The organism is Variovorax raffinosi (genome assembly GCF_051216615.1).
GTDB lineage: Bacteria > Pseudomonadota > Gammaproteobacteria > Burkholderiales > Burkholderiaceae_C > Variovorax.
On record NZ_JBPJZR010000001.1, the window covers coordinates 511,378 to 527,969 of the forward strand.

The following is a 16,592-nucleotide window of genomic DNA, read 5'->3' on the forward strand; positions in this document are numbered from 1 at the left end:
CGTCGTCTTCTTCAGCGCATGCGCCAGAGGATGGGCGCAATGACGGCCGCCCAGCGCAGCAGGCGCTTCGGGCGGATCACGACAACCGCAGCGGCGGCAACGACACCGGTTGCCACCGGATGCGCCTTCGCGATTCGCAGCGCGGCGGCAGCGGCCGTCTCGTTGGGCGGAGGCCCATCGGCTGCGGCACTCGCGGGTTGCGTCTCGCGCCCGCCCTGCAGCGTCGCAATGCGCTCGCGCTGACGGTCCATGCGTGCCAACAGCTCTTCGCGCGTGGCGGGCCGCGCGGGGCGCGGCTCGTCTTCGTGCTGCTCCGGGTCCTTGCCCAGCCCGAAACGGTCCTGCACCCAGGCCCAGTCGCGTTCGAACTCATGGCGCGTCGGGATGAAGCTGCTGGATGCGTTGCGAAACGTCAGCAGCAAACCGACGGCGGCCACCAACCAGAGCAGGATCCACACACCCGCCACGGACCAAGCGGCAGTGATGCGGTATGGCGTATCCCAAAAATGGACCACCACCGCCATCGACAGCAGGGCCACGGTGACGGTGGTCAACCCCAGCACGGCGACCACGAACACGAGCATCAGCTTCAGGCGCTGCTTCTCGTCTTCCCAGGTCATGCGCAGCAACTGCACCCGGTCTTCGGCCGCCAGAGCGCCTTCGGCGGCGGCAATGCGCAGCCGCCGAATCCGGGCGTCGAGCCCGAACAATGACAGCAGCCTCATGGGCTGACTCCGTCAGTGTGCTGACGAACCGGTCGAATGCTGCTGTGCGCGATCAGGTGATCAGCGGCGGCCAAGCAGCAGGCCCACCAGCACGCCGACGGCCAGTGCGGCACCGGCGATCTGCCATGGTTCGTCGTGAGCGTAGGCGTTGGTGGCGGTGGCCGCGTCGCGCGCCTTCTTGGCTGCGAGCTTGCTTTTCTCGGCAGCAAGCTCGCGCGCGATGGCGAGCTTGGTGTCGATGCGCTGGCGCAGCGCCTTGATGTGGGGAACCGAATCCAGATCCTTGCTGGCCAGCACGCCGCGCACGTCGCTTGCGATGTCTTCGGCTGCTGCTTCAAGATTTTGGGATGCACTCATTGGAATCTTTCCTCCGTGATGACACCGGCACCGCGCCGGCGGCTTCACGCCAGCAAATGGCGTGCTGTCATGTTACAGGCTCAAAAGACCCTCATGCACGACAGATGTGCTGAGTTGTGCCCTCTTCTATCGCGCCGCATGGCGGCGCAATGCGGCCTTCAGGCGCGGACCTCGGCCAGCAAGTGGGCCACATGGCGGCCGATGGCAAGGCTGCTCGTGAGCCCCGGCGATTCGATGCCGAAGAGGTTCACCAGCCCCGGCACGCCATGCGCTTCGGGGCCGTCGATCACGAAGTCGGCCGCCGGCTCGCCGGGGCCTGAAATCTTGGGGCGCATGCCCGCATAGCCCGGGATCAGAGCGCCATCGGGCAAGGCGGGCCAGTACTTGCGCACCTCGGCATAGAAGCCGTCGCCGCGTGCGGGGTCCACCACCAAGTCGTCGGCCGAAGCAACCCACTGCACGTCGGGTCCGAACTTGGCTTGACCACCCAAGTCGACCGTCAGGTGCACACCCAGGCCACCCGGCTCGGGCACGGGGTAGATGAGGCGACCGAACGGCGCCTTGCCCGACAGGGTGAAGTAGTTGCCCTTGGCGAAATACTCGGTAGGAACAGCCGTGGGTGGCAAGCCTTCGAAACGTCGAGCCAGCGCGGGCGCTCCGAGCCCCGCAGCGTTGACCACACTGCGGCAGCGCAGCTTCGTGCCATCTTCCGCGATCAGGATGATCGCTTCGTCGCCGCATTCCGCGCGGGTGATGGGCGACTTCAAGGCCAGCATGCCACCCGCGTTTTCCAGATCACCCAGCAGGCTCAGCATGAGCGCATGGCTGTCGACGATGCCGGTGCTTGGCGAGTGAAGCGCCGCCACGCAATGCAGTTGCGGCTCCATCGCGATCGCCTGTTCGGCTGTGATCTGCACCAGGTCATCGACGCCATTCGCAGCAGCCTTCGCCCGGATGGCTTCGAGCTGGCCGGCCTGCTCGGCCGAAGTCGCCACGATGAGCTTGCCGCAACGCTGGTGCGGCACGCCGCGCTCCGCCGCATAGGCGTACAGCAGTTGCTTGCCCTCCACGCACAGCCTCGCCTTGAGCGAGCCTTGCGGGTAGTAGATGCCCGCGTGAATCACTTCGCTGTTGCGCGAACTGGTCCCGGTGCCAATCGCACCTTCGGTTTCGAGCACCAGCACTTCCCGGCCGTCGAGCGCCAACGCGCGCGCCACGGCCAGCCCCACCACACCACCGCCGATGACGGCGCAATCGATTTCATCCATCGTGCGAGCTTATCGCGGCTCGCGCGCCGAAATCACGATACGGAGGGTGGCGGCTCGGGATCGGTGGGCTCGTCGGGCGTCGGGCTTGGTCCCTCATCAGGCTCGACGGGCAGGTTCGGCGTGACGGGGGTCGGAAGGTCGGGGTGGGTCGCCATGGTCGCTCTCCTTTTCCCGCTGTTCTAGGCTGCTGCAGCATCGCTTGCGCAAGCATCGGACTGGAGTTGCCGTCGGCGCGTGCCGACAGTTCAATCCATGCGCGCTTCCCGGATCGCGTGACGGTTGCGACGACCTGCTCAGGACAAAGCAATTTCCGACAGCCCCAGCCATCGACCAAACAAAAAAAAGCGACCTGGATAATCCAGGTCGCTTTTTAGAAATGTGGTGGGCGGTGGAGGTTTCGAACCTCCGACCCCAGCAGTGTGAATGCTGTGCTCTACCCCTGAGCTAACCGCCCTTGACGCTGCTGTTTGACTGCAGCGTCTTGAAAACGTATCGCGCTGTGCGAAGCCTCAGATTATGCCACAGCTTTTCAAGCGTTTTGGCGAAATACGGTTTTGCCGTTGCTGGATTTATCGAGCTGCGCCAGCACGGCATCGTGCGCGGTCAGCTCATGCTCGGCCGCCATGATCACCGGCAGCTCGAACTGCGTCAGGTCGATGGCGACCACGGGGGTGCCCTGCACCGGCTCGTTCGAGGCCACGTCGATCAGCAGCGCGTCCTGGCCGCGTGTGAGGTTGATGTAGACGTCGGCCAGCAACTGCGCATCGAGCTTGGCGCCGTGGAAGGTGCGGTTCGAGCGGTCGACACCGAAGCGGTCGCACAGCGCATCGAGCGAGTTGCGCTTGCCCGGGTAGACCAGCTTCGCCATGGCCAGCGTGTCGGTCACTTCGCTGACGAAGGTGCGCAGCGGCGGCAGGCCGGCGCGCTCGAATTCCTTGTTGAGGAAGCCAACGTCGAAGGCCGCGTTGTGAATGATCAGCTCGGCCCCGCGCAGGTACTCGATGATGTCGTTGCCCAGCGTTGCAAACTTCGGCTTGTCGCGCAGGAAATCGGTCGTCAGGCCGTGCACCTTGAGCGCGTCTTCATGGCTCTCGCGCTCGGGGTTGAAGTAGATGTGCAGGTCGTTGCCGGTGAGCTTGCGGGCGAACAGCTCGACGCAGCCGAGTTCGATCACCCGGTCGCCGTTTTCAGCGGACAGGCCGGTGGTTTCGGTATCAAGGACGATCTGGCGCGACATACAGTGGCTCTTTCAATGGTTCTCTTTGGCGTGGTTGATCGAGTACTTCGGAATCTCGATCGTCACATTCTCCTGCGCCAGGATCGATTGGCAACTCAGGCGCGATTGCGGCTCCAGGCCCCAGGCGCGGTCGAGCAGGTCTTCTTCGCCCTCTTCCGCTTCGTTGAGCGAGTTGAAACCCTCGCGCACGATCACGTGGCAAGTGGTACAGGCACAGCTCATCTCGCAGGCGTGCTCGATGTTGATGTGGTTGTCGAGCAGCGCCTCGCAGATCGAGGTACCGGCGGGCGCGGTGATCTCGGCGCCTTGCGGGCAGTACTCGGGATGCGGATAGATCTTGATCGTGGGCATGTTGTTGTTCTAGAGAGATTCGACCTTGCGGCCGGCAAGTGCGCGCGCAATGCCCGCGTTCATGCGCTGGGCGGCAAAGGCCTCGGTGTCGTTGGCCAGTGCCTTGGTCACGGCCTCGATGGTGGCGGCTTCATTGCCCTTGATGGCTTCGCGCAATTGCGCCATCGATGCATCGATCACGGCACGCTCACTGTCGTCCAGCAGATCGCCATCGGCGTTCAGCGCGCTTTGCGTGGCGAGCAGCATGCGATCGGCATCGACACGCGCTTCCACCAGCGCGCGGGCCTGAATGTCCTGCTGCGCGGTGGAGAAACTCTCCTGCAGCATGGTCGCGATCTGGTCGTCCGAGAGGCCATATGAAGGCTTGACCGCGACGCTGGCTTCGACACCACTGCCCTGCTCCTTCGCGCTGACACTCAGCAGGCCATCCGCATCGACAGTGAAGGTCACGCGGATGCGCGCCGCGCCGGCGGCCATCGGCGGAATGCCGCGCAGCGTGAAGCGCGCAAGGCTGCGGCAATCGGCCACCAGGTCGCGCTCGCCCTGCACCACGTGCAGTGCAAGAGCGGTCTGGCCGTCCTGGTAGGTGGTGAAGTCCTGAGCCATCGCGGTCGGAATGGTCTGGTTGCGCGGCACGATGCGCTCGACCAGGCCACCCATGGTTTCGATGCCGAGCGACAGTGGGATCACGTCGAGCAGCAGCAGCTCGCCCGCGCCGTTGTTGCCAGCCAGTTGATTGGCCTGGATCGCCGCGCCGAGCGCCACGACTTCGTCGGGGTTCAGGTTGACCAGCGGTTCGCGACCGAAGAAATCGGCGACGGCACGGCGGATCTGCAGCATGCGGGTGGAACCGCCAACCAGCACGATGCCTTGCAGGTCATCAGGCTTGAGCTTCGCGTCGCGCAATGCCTTGCGCACGGCGGCGATGGTTCGGTCGGTGAGCGGCCTCGTTGCCGCATCGAAGTGTTCGCGGGTCAGATCGAGCGAAGCCGTCGTGCCTGCGACTTCCGCGCGAAACGCCACCGACTCCGAATCAGTCAACGCCTCTTTCGCGGCGCGTGCGGCCACCAGCATGGCGGCCTTGTCGTTGTCGCTGTGGGTTTGCAGGCCGGTCTGGCCCAGCACGAAATCTGCGAGCGCGTGGTCGTAGTCGTCGCCGCCGAGCGCCGAATCGCCGCCCGTGGCAATCACTTCGAACACACCTTGCGTGAGCCGCAGGATCGAGATGTCGAAGGTGCCGCCGCCCAGGTCATAGACCGCGTAGACGCCTTCGCTCGCGTTGTCCAGACCGTAGGCGATGGCCGCAGCCGTGGGTTCGCTGATCAGGCGCAGCACGTTGAGACCGGCGAGCTGCGCGGCGTCCTTGGTGGCTTGGCGCTGGCCTTCGTCGAAGTAGGCGGGCACGGTGATGACCGCGCCATAGAGTTCGTCGTCGAAGGTGTCTTCGGCACGAAAACGCAACGTAGCGAGGATCTCGGCGCTAATCTCGACCGGCGATTTTTCACCCGCCTTGGTCTGCACCTTCACCATGCCGCCGTCGCTGCCATCGATGCGGTAGGACATGGCTTCGCGGTTCGCGATGTCGGCAATTCCGCGGCCCATGAGCCGCTTGACGGAAGTGATGGTGTTGGCCGGGTCCTGCGCACGCGCAGCGACCGCATCGAAGCCGATCTGGCGACGGTCGCCGTCGAGGTAGCGCACAGCCGAAGGCAGCAACACGCGGCCCAGGTCGTCGGGCAAGCATTCGGCCACGCCATTGCGCACCGCAGCCACCAACGAATGCGTGGTGCCCAGGTCAATGCCCACGGCAATGCGGCGCTGATGCGGATCGGGCGCCTGGCCGGGTTCGGAAATCTGAAGAAGAGCCATAGGGCTTATTGTCCCAACTGATCGAATTTGGCTTCGACGTCCTGGCCGAAACGCTCAATGAACATGAGGGCTCTCACCTGCTGCGCGGCGCCGGGGTAATCGCCTTTTTCGTCGATCAACCAGTCGAGCGATGAAAGCGCTCGCGCGCGGCTTGCTTCGACCTCTGCATGCAACTTGTCGAGCGCGGCGGTGCTGTCGATGTCGTCGAGCGCCTCGCGCCATTCCATTTGCTGCATGAGGAATGCGGATGGCATCGCCGTGTTGTTCTCTGCATTCAGCGGCGCACCATGAAGCTCGCAGATGTAGCTCGCGCGGCGGATCGGGTCCTTGAGCCTCTGGTAAGCCTCGTTGATGCGCACCGACCATTGCATGGCCACGCGCTGGGCTGCGGCGCCCTGTGCGGCAAAACGGTCTGGATGGGCCTCGCGCTGCAGCTCTTTCCAGCGCGCATCGAGCGCGGCGCGGTCCTGCGCGAAAGTGGCAGGAACGGCGAACAGTTGAAAGTCGGTGTCGTTGAGGTTCATGGCAAGAAAAAACCGCCAGCACATGACATGGTGGCGGCTGTGGTCGCAGTCAGCGACGGCGCATCAGATGCGAAAGCTTTCCCCGCAACCACAACGGTCGCGTTCGTTCGGGTTGATGAACTTGAAGCCCTCGTTCAGGCCTTCGCGCACGAAGTCGAGCTGCGTGCCATCGATGTAGGCCAGGCTCTTCGGGTCGACGAGTACCTTCACGCCATGGTCTTCGAACACCACGTCTTCAGGCGTGAACTCGTCCACGTACTCGAGCTTGTAGGCCAGGCCCGAGCAGCCCGTGGTCTTCACACCCAGCCGCACACCCACGCCCTTGCCTCGTTTGCCGAGGTAGCGGGTAACGTGCCGTGCAGCGGCTTCGGTCAGCGTGACGGCCATGTCAGTGAACAGCTTCGGCTTCGGCCGCTTTGACGCCGTGCTTGGCCTTGTAGTCGCTCACTGCTGCCTTGATGGCGTCTTCGGCCAGGATGGAGCAGTGAATCTTGACGGGCGGCAGAGCCAGCTCTTCGGCGATCTGCGCGTTCTTGAGCGCAGCCGCTTCGTCGAGCGTCTTGCCCTTGACCCATTCGGTCACGAGCGACGAAGAAGCAATGGCGGAGCCACAGCCGTAGGTCTTGAAGCGTGCGTCTTCGATCACGCCGGTTTCCGGGTTGACCTTGATCTGCAGCTTCATGACGTCGCCGCAGGCCGGCGCGCCGACCATGCCGGTGCCTACCGTGTCGTCGCCCTTTTCGAAGGAGCCGACGTTGCGTGGATTTTCGTAGTGGTCGATGACCTTGGATGAATATGCCATGGTGTACCTCTCAAACTTTGTTCAATCGTGGAGCGCTGGGCGGACCTGCTTCAGTGGGCCGACCACTGGATCGTGCTGATGTCGACGCCGTCCTGGAACATCTCCCACAGGGGGCTCAGCTCGCGCAGCTTCGCGACGTTGTGCTTGATGGTCGAAATGGCGTAGTCGATTTCTTCTTCGGTCGTGAAGCGGCCGATGGTCATGCGAAGGCTGCTGTGGGCCAACTCGTCGCTGCGGCCCAGGGCACGCAGAACATAGCTGGGTTCCAGGCTGGCCGAGGTGCAGGCCGAACCCGACGACACCGCCAGGCCCTTGATGCCCATGATCAGCGACTCGCCTTCGACATAGTTGAAGCTCATGTTCAGGTTGTGCGGCACACGATGCTCGAGGTCGCCGTTGATGAACACCTGTTCGACATCCTTCAGGCCGTCGAGCAGACGCTTTTGCAGGCGAGCCGCATGAGCGATGTCGTCCTTCATCTCAAGCTTGGCGATGCGATAGGCCTCGCCCATGCCGACGATCTGGTGCGTGGGCAGCGTGCCCGAACGCATGCCGCGCTCATGGCCACCGCCGTGCATTTGCGCTTCTAGGCGAATGCGCGGCTTGCGGCGCACGTACAGCGCGCCGATGCCCTTGGGGCCGTAGGTCTTGTGCGAGGCGAGGCTCATCAGGTCGATGGGCAGCTTCGTGATGTCGATGTCGACCTTGCCGGTGGCTTGCGCCGAATCGACGTGAAAGATCACGCCCTTTTCGCGGCAGATATTGCCCAGCGCGACCACGTCCTGGATCACGCCGATTTCGTTGTTCACGAAGAGCACGCTGGCCAGGATGGTGTCAGGGCGGATCGCTGCCTTGAACTTCTCGATGTCGACGAGACCGTTTTCCTCGACGTCGAGGTAAGTGACCTCGAAGCCCTGGCGTTCGAGTTCACGCATGGTGTCGAGCACGGCCTTGTGCTCGGTCTTCAGGGTGATCAGGTGCTTGCCCTTGCCCTTGTAGAACTGGGCAGCGCCCTTGAGCGCGAGGTTGATCGACTCGGTCGCACCCGATGTCCACACGATTTCGCGGGGATCGGCATTGATCAGGTCGGCCACCTGGGCACGCGCCTTCTCGACCGCCTCTTCCGCCTCCCAGCCCCAGGCGTGGCTGCGCGACGCCGGGTTGCCGAAGTGTTCGCGCAACCAGGGAATCATGGCGTCGACCACACGCGGGTCAACCGGCGTGGTCGCGCCGTAATCGAGGTAGATCGGGAAATGAGGAGTTACGTCCATGGCTGGCTCGTGCTGGCGTGGGGGGTTATTTTTTAATCTGGGCTGCTCGTGACAGCGCCCGAAGGCGCTATCGAAACTCAGGACTTGGCAAATACGTTGCCGAGGGCAAACACCGAATTCGGCGCATTCACGCGAATCGGCTTGACCACCGGCTGTGCCGAGATCGCACGCTTGACGACCGGCTTGTTCTCGATCTGCACGCCCTTGGCGATCTGATCGTCGACCAGCTTCTGCAGCGTGACGGAATCAAGGAACTCGACCATGCGCTGATTCAGCGAGGCCCACAGTTCGTGCGTCATGCAGCGACCGGCTTCGCCGAGGCAGTTTTCCTTGCCACCGCATTGCGTCGCGTCGATGGGCTCATCAACAGAGACGATGATGTCGGCCACGGTGATGTCCGCCGCCTTGCGGCCGAGGCTGTAGCCGCCGCCGGGGCCACGGGTCGATTCGACCAGTTCGTGACGACGCAGCTTGCCGAACAGTTGCTCGAGGTACGACAGCGAAATCTGCTGCCGCTGGCTGATCGCAGCCAGCGTGACCGGACCGGTGTTCTGACGCAACGCCAGATCGATCATTGCTGTGACCGCAAAACGGCCTTTGGTAGTGAGACGCATCGCAAGCTCCTTCAAGTGCTTACCGTTGAAATGACACCGCGGCCCTGGGCTGCGGTGACTTCGTCTCCGCCCTGCCCGACCCCTGACACTGGTGAACCAGCCGGTAGGAGTCGGTCCTTCATCGCGAAGTTCTTTTTTGTTCTTGAGTATTTCGGTCAAGTATAGCAGAAGCCCTTCAAGTCTGCTGGGGTAAACCCCAGCGGCTGCCGCTTGAAGAACGCGAACCTCTGACCTACTGCGGCAAAACCGCGATGTTGTCGCTTCCGGAGCCGCCAAAAGCCTGCTCCCGCAGCAGCGCCAACTGGTCGCGCACCCGTGCTGCCTTCTCGAATTCAAGATTGCGGGCGTGCTCGAGCATGAGCTTTTCGAGTCGCTTGATTTCCCGGGCGATGTCTTTCTCGCTCATGTCCTCGACCTTGGCGCGTTCCAGGTCGAGCTTGGCCATTTCCTTGCCCGTCTTCTCGCTGTAGACACCGTCGATCAGGTCGCGCACCTGTTTGACGATGCTGCGCGGCGTGATGCCGTTGGCCTCGTTGTGCGCGATCTGCTTCGTGCGGCGGCGCTCGGTTTCCCCGATCGCCTTCTTCATCGACTCGGTCATCTTGTCCGCATAGAGGATGGCCTTGCCATTCAGATTGCGGGCCGCTCGCCCGATGGTCTGGATCAGCGAGCGCTCGGCACGCAGGAAGCCTTCCTTGTCCGCATCGAGGATCGCCACCAGCGACACCTCGGGAATGTCCAGCCCCTCGCGCAGCAGGTTAATGCCCACCAGCACGTCGAACGTGCCCAGGCGCAGGTCCCGCAGGATTTCCACCCGCTCGACCGTGTCGACGTCGCTGTGCAGATAGCGCACCTTCACGCCGTTGTCGCCCAAGTAATCGGTCAGTTGCTCGGCCATGCGCTTGGTCAGTGTGGTGATCAGCACCCGCTCGCCCTTGTCGACACGGATGCGGATCTCCCCCAGCACATCGTCCACCTGATGGGTGGCGGGCCGCACTTCGACCTCCGGGTCGATCAGGCCGGTCGGCCGCACCAGTTGCTCGACGACATTGCCGGAATGGTCCTTCTCGTACTGCGCCGGCGTGGCCGAAACAAAGATGCACTGACGCATCCGCGCCTCGAACTCCTCGAACTTGAGCGGCCGGTTGTCCATCGCGCTCGGCAGGCGAAAGCCGTACTCGACCAGCGTGGTCTTGCGCGCCCGGTCGCCGCTGTACATGGCGTTGAGCTGGCCGATCATCTGATGGCTCTCGTCGAGGAACATCAGCGCGTCCTTCGGCAAGTAGTCGGTCAGCGTGGCGGGTGGCTCACCGGGCGCAGCGCCCGACAGGTGGCGCGTGTAGTTCTCGATGCCTTTGCAATGGCCGATCTCGGCGAGCATTTCAAGGTCGAAGCGGCTGCGCTGCTCCAGCCGTTGCGCCTCGACCAGCTTGCCTGCGCCCACCAGTTCCTTGAGCCGCTCGGCCAGCTCGATCTTGATGGTTTCCACGGCTGCCAGCACCTTGTCGCGCGGCGTGACGTAGTGGCTCGACGGGTACACCGTGAAGCGCGGCACCTTCTGCCGGATGCGCCCGGTCAGCGGGTCGAACAGCTGCAGCGACTCGATCTCGTCATCGAACAGCTCGAATCGGATCGCCAGTTCGCTGTGCTCAGCCGGAAACACGTCGATGGTGTCGCCACGCACGCGGAAAGTGCCCCGCGCGAAGTCCTGTTCATTGCGCGTGTACTGCATGCGGATCAGCCGCGAGATCAGGTCACGCTGGCCGACCTTGTCGCCCACGCGGGCAATCAGCCGCATCTCCATGTAGTCCTCGGGCGTGCCGATGCCGTAGATGGCGCTCACCGTGGCCACGATCACCGTATCGCGCCGCTCCAGCACGCTCTTGGTGGCCGACAGCCGCATCTGCTCGATGTGCTCGTTGATCGACGAGTCCTTCTCGATGAACAAGTCGCGCTGCGGCACGTAGGCTTCGGGCTGGTAGTAGTCGTAGTAGCTCACGAAGTACTCGACCGCGTTCTTCGGGAAAAACTCGCGAAACTCGCTGTAGAGCTGCGCCGCCAGCGTCTTGTTGGGCGCGAACACGATGGCCGGGCGACCCAGCCGCGCGATCACATTGGCCATGGTGAAGGTCTTGCCCGAGCCCGTCACGCCCAGCAGCGTCTGGAACACCTCGCCGTCGATCACGCCCTCGACCAGCCCGTCGATCGCCTTGGGCTGGTCCCCGGCCGGCGGATAGGGCTGGAACAGCTCGAAAGGCGAGTCGGGGTAGCGGATGAATTCGCCCTGTTTCGCCGGCCCGATCGGGTCCAGTTTCTTCAGGTCTGCTATGGCTTCGTTGTTCTCTGGCATGGCTGTTCCCGACAGGTGGCGATGGCGCCGGTAAAATTCAAGGCAACCGGAAAGCGTAGCGCAAGTCCGGTTGCCAGCGAAGCTTTCATCCCAAAGGACCTTTCCATGTCTATGTTCACCGCGGTCGAAATGGCACCGCGCGACCCGATCCTCGGCCTCAACGAGCAATTTGCAGCCGATACCAACCCCAACAAGGTCAATCTCGGCGTCGGCGTTTATTACGACGACAACGGCAAGCTGCCCCTGCTCCAGTGCGTGCAGGCGGCCGAACAGAACATGATGAAGGCCCCATCGGCCCGCGGCTACCTGCCGATCGACGGCATCGTGGCCTACGACAACGCCGTCAAGGGCCTGGTTTTCGGCGTCGACAGCGAACCCGTGCAATCGGGCCGCGTGGCCACCATCCAGGGCATCGGCGGCACCGGCGGCCTGAAGGTCGGCGCCGACTTCCTGAAAAAGATCAACCCCAACGCCAAGGTGCTGATCAGCGACCCGAGCTGGGAAAACCACCGCGCACTGTTCACCAACGCGGGCTTCGAGGTCGAAAGCTACCCCTACTACGACGCGGCCAAGCGCGGCGTCAACTTCGACGGCATGCTGGCCGCCCTGAACGCGGCGCCGGCCGGCACCATCGTCGTGCTGCACGCCTGCTGCCACAACCCGACCGGCTACGACATCACCGCTGCCCAATGGGACCAAGTCGTCGCCGTGGTCAAGGCCAAGGGCCTCGTGCCCTTCCTCGACATGGCCTACCAGGGCTTTGGCTACGGCCTGAAGGAAGACGGCGCGGCCGTCGGCAAGTTCGTCGATGCAGGCCTGACCTTCTTCGTATCGACCTCTTTCTCGAAGAGCTTCAGCCTGTACGGCGAGCGCGTCGGCGCCCTGTCGGTGCTGTGCGAAAACAAGGAAGAAGCCGGCCGCGTGCTGTCGCAGCTCAAGATCGCCATTCGCACCAACTACAGCAACCCGCCGATCCACGGTGGCGCCGTGGTGGCAGCGGTGCTCGGCAACCCCGAACTGCGCGCCCTCTGGGAAAAGGAACTCGGCGAGATGCGCGTGCGCATCAAGGCGATGCGCCAGAAGCTGGTCGACGGCCTCAAGGCCGCCGGCGTGAAGGAAGACATGAGCTTCATCACCACCCAGATCGGCATGTTCAGCTACTCGGGCCTGAGCAAGGACCAGATGGTTCGCCTGCGCAATGAATTCGGCGTGTACGGCACCGACACCGGCCGCATGTGCGTGGCCGCGCTCAACAGCAAGAACATCGACTACGTCTGCGCGTCGATTGCCAAAGTCATCTAGGTGACAGCAAAGTGTGAGGGAATCGTCCCGGCGACGATTCCTTCACGCTATGCAGCAGAAGGACCCTCGCGGCGGGGTCGATGTAGGGGTTAGGCCCCCTGCACCGCAGCGAATGCGCTGATATATTGCACCGCAACATTCCACTCCAAGACCAGCGATGCTTTATCAACTCTACGAAGCCCAGCGTTCCCTGATGGAGCCGTTCTCGGACTTCGCACAAGCGGCCTCCAAACTCTACGGCCAGGGCGCCGTGTGGGGCCAGTTGCCGATGGCACAGCGCATGGCCGCAGGCTACGACCTGCTCTATCGCCTGGGCAAGGACTACGAGAAGCCTGAGTTCAACATCAAGTCGGTCAAGGTCGACGGCGAAGACGTCGTGATCCAGGAAGCCGTCGAACTCGACAAGCCGTTCTGCGAGCTGCGCCGCTTCAAGCGCTTCACCGACGAACCGCACATCCTCAAGACGCTCAAGAGCCAGCCCGTGGTGCTGATCGTGGCGCCCCTGTCGGGCCACTACGCCACGCTGCTGCGCGACACCGTGCGCACCATGCTGCAAGACCACAAGGTCTACATCACCGACTGGAAGAACGCGCGCCTGGTGCCGATGTCCGAAGGCGAATTCCGCCTCGACGACTACATCAACTACGTGCAGGAGTTCATCCGCCTGCTGCAGTCCGAATACGGCAACTGCCACGTGGTCAGCGTGTGCCAGCCCACCGTGCCGGTGCTGGCCGCCGTGTCGCTCATGGCCAGCCGCAAGGAGCCGCTGCCGCTCACGCTGACGATGATGGGCGGCCCCATCGACGCCCGCAAGTCGCCCACAGCGGTCAACAACCTCGCGATGAACAAGAGCTACGAGTGGTTCGAGAACAACGTGATCTACCGCGTGCCGCAAGGCTTCCCCGGTGAAGGCCGCCGCGTGTACCCCGGCTTCCTGCAGCACACCGGCTTCGTGGCCATGAACCCCGACCGCCACGCCACCAGCCACTACGACTACTTCAAGGACCTCATCAAGGGCGATGACGCCAGCGCCGAGGCCCACCGCAAGTTCTATGACGAGTACAACGCCGTGCTCGACATGGACGCCGATTACTACCTCGACACGATCCGCACCGTGTTCCAGCAGTTCGAGCTGGTCAACGGTACCTGGGACGTCAAGAGTCCCGATGGCCAGATCGAGCGCGTGCGTCCGCAGGACATCCGCACGGCCGCGCTGCTGACCGTCGAAGGCGAACTCGACGACATCTCGGGCTCGGGCCAGACCGAAGCCGCGCACAGCCTGTGCACCGGCGTTGCCGACTCCAAGCGCGAGCACTACGAAGTCAAGGGCGCAGGCCACTACGGCATCTTCAGCGGCCGCCGCTGGCGCGACCTGGTCTACCCGAAGCTGGTGAAGTTCATCGCCGCGAACGACCAGCCCCAAAGCCGCGCCAGCGCGCGCGATGGCCTGGCCGCCGAAGACACGGTCAAGCCGGCCCGCAAGACGGCAGCCGTTGCTGCAAGAAAGAGCACCGCCGCGCCAAAGGCCAAGGCAGCCACCGTCGTTGCGGCCGCTCCCGCCAAGAAAGCCGTGGCGCGCAAGAAGCCCGCCACCCGCGCCGCGCGCTGAAACGCGCGCACGCCAACCTCCAGTGAACGGGCTCGCCGCACGCATCAACAACGCACTGCCTCAAACGCAGTGCACACGGTGCGGCTACCCGGATTGCGCAGGCTATGCGCAGGCCGTGGCCGATGGCGAAGCCGGCATCAACCAGTGCCCGCCGGGCGGCGCCGAAGGCATCGAGCGGCTCGCGCTGCTCACGGGCCAGGCGCTCTTGCCGCTCGATCCCCAGTTCGGCACCGAAGGCCCGCGCGCCATGGCTGTCATCGACGAAGCCTGGTGCATTGGCTGCACGCTCTGCCTCGATGCCTGCCCGACCGATGCCATCGTCGGCATCAACAAGCGCATGCACACCGTGATCGAGGCGCACTGCACCGGTTGCGAGCTGTGCATTCCGGTCTGCCCCGTCGATTGCATTTCGCTCGAAGTCGAGACGCCCGGCCGCAGCGGCTGGCAGGCATGGTCGCAAACGCAGGCCGAAGCGGCGCTGCAACGCTACAAGCTTCACGGCGCACATCGCAAGGCGGCCGCCAGCGAAGAGACAAAGGCGCCTGAAGCCGCGCCCCCGCAAGACGCCGACACGCGCAAGCGCTCCATCGTCGAAGCAGCGCTGGCGCGCGCCCGCGCCGCCTCCCAACGCCCACCCGCCGCCAAGCCATGACAACCGACACCCTGCTCATCTACGTGGTCGCTTCGCTCGCGCTGGCCGTGATTCCTGGGCCGACGATGCTGCTGGCCCTGTCCAACGGCATCGACGGCGGCATGCGCCGCGCAAGCTGGGGCATTGCAGGCGCATCGCTCGGCAGCGTCACGCTGATCGCGGTCGTCGCGCTCGGGCTGGGCTCGCTGCTCGCCGCGTCGGAACTGCTCTTCAACGCGATCCGCGTGGCCGGTGTCGCCTACCTCGTCTGGCTGGGCTTCAAGCTCTGGCGCAGCGATGCAACCGACCTGAGCACCGCGCTGGCCAAGTCGAGCATCGAGATTCGCCCGCACGGCCGCATCGCGCTGCTGCGCAGCCTGATGGTGGCTTTGTCGAACCCGAAGACGGTGCTGTTCTTCGCGGCCTTCCTGCCGCAGTTCATCGACATCACGAAGCCGCAGGGCCCGCAGTACCTGCTGCTCGGGGCGATCTTCGTGGTGCTCGACACCTGCGTGATGCTGGCCTACGCTGCCGCCGGCACTCAGGCCGTGCGCTGGCTGTCGCGCCGCGGCCTCAAGGCGCTGAACCGCAGTTGCGCCGTCGGCATGTGGCTGCTGGCGGCAACGCTGGCGTTCTGGCGCCGACCGGGCACCTGAGCGGGGTTCGCCCCCTTCAGCTCCTCTTCGTTCGCTTGAAGAGCAGCAACAACACCCCCGCCAGCACCACGCCCACCGCGTACCACTCGAAGCGCGTGACGGCCTCGTCGGCAATCCACACGCCCAGCAGCATCGCGATCACCGGATTGACGAAGGTGTAGCTCGCCGCCAGTGCGGCCGGCGCTTGCGCGAGCAGCACCATGTACGCGTTGAACGCGATCAGCGAGCCGAACACCACCAGGTAGACCCACGCCGCCACCGCCACGGGTTGCGGCGGCCAGGTCATCGTTTCGCCCGACACGGCGGCCAGCCCCATCAGCACCATGCCGCCGCACAGCATCTCGCTCGCGAAGCCCATGGCACCGGGCGCCAATGGCAGGCTGCGCTGGCTCAACACGCTGCCGAGCGACCAGCAGACGCACGCCACGCAAATTGCGACCAGCCCTTCCGGCGAAGACTTGAAGCCACTGCCCTGCGTGAGCATCAGCACGCCGACAAGCCCGACTGCAATGCCCGCAGCTTCAAGCCGCGTCGGCTTCACGCCCCAGATCAGGTTCAGCAGCGCGATCAGCAACGGAATGACGGCAATGAAAGCCACCACCAGCCCCGAGCCGATCGACACCTCGGCATTGGCCGTACCGCCCATGCCGCCGCCGAGCATCAGCGCCCCGACGATCAAGGCATTGCGCCACTGCACCAGCGTCGGCCACGGCGCGCCGCGCCAGCGCATCCACACCGCGAGCAGCACGCCCGCAAAGAGAAAGCGCGAGCCCATCTGCAGGAACGGCGGAAAGCTGATCAGCGCGTACTTGATGCCCAGGTAGGTCGAGCCCCAGACCACCCAGGTGGCGGCGAGGCAAAGCCACAGCAGGGGTGTCAGCCCACGGCGTGCAAAGGCGGGCCCGGTATGGGCGGGGGACGCGAGTGTCGACATGTCGAGGGTGTCTCTTCTTGGTATTGAATGCCGCTCATGGTATGAAAGCCGCCCACCATCTGCCATGCAGATTTCATGGTTCTGCCCGCACC

Annotated in this window: 17 protein-coding genes and 1 tRNA gene; 4 read left to right on the forward strand and 14 right to left on the reverse strand. The window is 64.2% G+C overall.

What is annotated here, in order from left to right:
- Window positions 1-11: 11 nt before the first annotated feature.
- The 13 genes from ACSFB7_RS02415 to uvrB all read right to left on the reverse strand — a co-directional run bounded on the left by ACSFB7_RS02415 (window position 12) and on the right by uvrB (window position 11,368).
- Entirely contained in the window at window positions 12-725 is a 714-nt protein-coding gene (locus ACSFB7_RS02415) for a phage holin family protein (RefSeq protein ID WP_435466700.1), read from the reverse strand.
- Window positions 726-785: 60 nt separating this feature from the next.
- Window positions 786-1,082, reverse strand: a complete 297-nt coding sequence (locus ACSFB7_RS02420) for a glycine zipper domain-containing protein (RefSeq protein ID WP_187109536.1) — start codon at window positions 1,080-1,082, stop codon at window positions 786-788.
- A gap of 158 nt (window positions 1,083-1,240) precedes the next feature.
- Entirely contained in the window at window positions 1,241-2,350 is a 1,110-nt protein-coding gene (locus tag ACSFB7_RS02425) for an NAD(P)/FAD-dependent oxidoreductase (protein WP_435466702.1), read from the reverse strand.
- Window positions 2,351-2,729: 379 nt separating this feature from the next.
- Window positions 2,730-2,804, reverse strand: a tRNA-Val gene (locus ACSFB7_RS02430).
- Window positions 2,805-2,879: 75 nt separating this feature from the next.
- Window positions 2,880-3,587, reverse strand: coding sequence for a DNA polymerase III subunit epsilon (dnaQ, locus tag ACSFB7_RS02435; protein ID WP_435466704.1), 708 nt, complete (start codon window positions 3,585-3,587; stop codon window positions 2,880-2,882).
- Window positions 3,588-3,599: 12 nt separating this feature from the next.
- Window positions 3,600-3,938, reverse strand: coding sequence for an ISC system 2Fe-2S type ferredoxin (gene fdx, locus ACSFB7_RS02440; RefSeq protein WP_013542153.1), 339 nt, complete (start codon window positions 3,936-3,938; stop codon window positions 3,600-3,602).
- A 9-nt stretch (window positions 3,939-3,947) separates the two neighbouring features.
- A complete protein-coding gene (gene hscA, locus ACSFB7_RS02445) occupies window positions 3,948-5,807 on the reverse strand; it encodes a Fe-S protein assembly chaperone HscA (protein ID WP_435466706.1) in 1,860 nt (619 codons plus the stop codon).
- Window positions 5,808-5,812: 5 nt separating this feature from the next.
- Entirely contained in the window at window positions 5,813-6,331 is a 519-nt protein-coding gene (gene hscB, locus ACSFB7_RS02450; protein ID WP_435466708.1) for a Fe-S protein assembly co-chaperone HscB, read from the reverse strand.
- Window positions 6,332-6,394: 63 nt separating this feature from the next.
- Window positions 6,395-6,718: an iron-sulfur cluster assembly protein IscA gene (gene iscA / locus ACSFB7_RS02455; protein WP_007828190.1), complete on the reverse strand. Its 324-nt coding sequence runs from the start codon at window positions 6,716-6,718 to the stop codon at window positions 6,395-6,397.
- A gap of 1 nt (window position 6,719) precedes the next feature.
- A complete protein-coding gene (gene iscU, locus ACSFB7_RS02460; RefSeq protein WP_124462626.1) occupies window positions 6,720-7,133 on the reverse strand; it encodes a Fe-S cluster assembly scaffold IscU in 414 nt (137 codons plus the stop codon).
- A gap of 50 nt (window positions 7,134-7,183) precedes the next feature.
- Window positions 7,184-8,404: an IscS subfamily cysteine desulfurase gene (locus ACSFB7_RS02465; protein ID WP_435466710.1), complete on the reverse strand. Its 1,221-nt coding sequence runs from the start codon at window positions 8,402-8,404 to the stop codon at window positions 7,184-7,186.
- A 77-nt stretch (window positions 8,405-8,481) separates the two neighbouring features.
- Window positions 8,482-9,018 carry a Fe-S cluster assembly transcriptional regulator IscR gene (gene iscR, locus ACSFB7_RS02470; RefSeq protein WP_093237517.1) on the reverse strand — a complete coding sequence of 179 codons (537 nt, stop codon included), beginning with the start codon at window positions 9,016-9,018 and terminating at the stop codon, window positions 8,482-8,484.
- A 232-nt stretch (window positions 9,019-9,250) separates the two neighbouring features.
- Window positions 9,251-11,368 carry an excinuclease ABC subunit UvrB gene (gene uvrB / locus ACSFB7_RS02475; protein WP_435466712.1) on the reverse strand — a complete coding sequence of 706 codons (2,118 nt, stop codon included), beginning with the start codon at window positions 11,366-11,368 and terminating at the stop codon, window positions 9,251-9,253.
- 105 nt (window positions 11,369-11,473) lie between these two features.
- On the opposite strand from uvrB, the gene ACSFB7_RS02480 reads away from it, so the two are divergent.
- The 4 genes from ACSFB7_RS02480 (at window position 11,474) to ACSFB7_RS02495 (ending at window position 15,566) form a co-directional block, all read left to right on the forward strand.
- Window positions 11,474-12,670, forward strand: a complete 1,197-nt coding sequence (locus ACSFB7_RS02480) for an amino acid aminotransferase (RefSeq protein WP_435466714.1) — start codon at window positions 11,474-11,476, stop codon at window positions 12,668-12,670.
- A gap of 157 nt (window positions 12,671-12,827) precedes the next feature.
- Window positions 12,828-14,279, forward strand: coding sequence for a polyhydroxyalkanoate depolymerase (locus ACSFB7_RS02485; RefSeq protein ID WP_435466716.1), 1,452 nt, complete (start codon window positions 12,828-12,830; stop codon window positions 14,277-14,279).
- A gap of 22 nt (window positions 14,280-14,301) precedes the next feature.
- Entirely contained in the window at window positions 14,302-14,931 is a 630-nt protein-coding gene (locus ACSFB7_RS02490; protein WP_435466718.1) for an RnfABCDGE type electron transport complex subunit B, read from the forward strand.
- Window positions 14,928-15,566, forward strand: coding sequence for a LysE family translocator (locus ACSFB7_RS02495; protein ID WP_435466720.1), 639 nt, complete (start codon window positions 14,928-14,930; stop codon window positions 15,564-15,566). The genes ACSFB7_RS02490 and ACSFB7_RS02495 overlap by 4 nt, the downstream gene beginning before the upstream one ends.
- A 16-nt stretch (window positions 15,567-15,582) precedes the next feature.
- On the opposite strand, the gene yedA is transcribed toward ACSFB7_RS02495, so the two are convergent.
- Entirely contained in the window at window positions 15,583-16,500 is a 918-nt protein-coding gene (gene yedA, locus ACSFB7_RS02500) for a drug/metabolite exporter YedA (protein ID WP_435466722.1), read from the reverse strand.
- Between the last annotated feature and the right edge of the window lie 92 nt (window positions 16,501-16,592).